1 protein-coding gene is annotated in these 566 nt (G+C 55.5%); it reads right to left on the bottom strand.

The window, feature by feature from the left end:
- Window positions 1–566: GTP-binding protein (locus tag HMPREF3201_RS10575; protein WP_231726843.1), on the bottom strand; the 566-nt coding region annotated here is incomplete at both ends.

Genomic DNA, 566 nt, shown 5'->3' with positions numbered 1-566 from the left:
CCGATGTTGTCGCCAGCTTCTGCGCTGTCGAGGATCTTACGGAACATTTCAACGCCCGTAACAACCGTGTCTTTCGGTTTATCAGCAAGGCCAACGATTTCAACGTTGTCGCCGACTTTCAATTCGCCACGTTCAACACGGCCCGTAGCAACGGTACCGCGGCCGGTGATGGTGAAGACGTCTTCGACCGGCATCAAGAACGGCTGATCCGTCGGACGCTGCGGAGTCGGGATGTATTCGTCAACGGCATCCATCAATTTGAGGATCGACGGTTTGCCGATTTCGCTTTCGTCGCCTTCGAGGGCTTTGAGAGCGGAACCTACGATGATAGGTACATCGTCGCCGGGGAAGTCATAGGAGCTCAGGAGGTCGCGAACTTCCATTTCAACGAGTTCCAACAGTTCCGGATCGTCAACCTGGTCAGCTTTGTTGAGGTATACAACGATAGCCGGTACACCAACCTGGCGAGCCAACAGGATGTGTTCACGAGTCTGCGGCATCGGGCCGTCAGCAGCGGATACGACGAGGATAGCACCGTCCATCTGAGCAGCGCCGGTGATCATGTT

Source organism: Megasphaera sp. MJR8396C, assembly GCF_001546855.1.
GTDB lineage: Bacteria > Bacillota > Negativicutes > Veillonellales > Megasphaeraceae > Megasphaera.
This window is presented reverse-complemented; position numbering and strand designations above follow the sequence as displayed.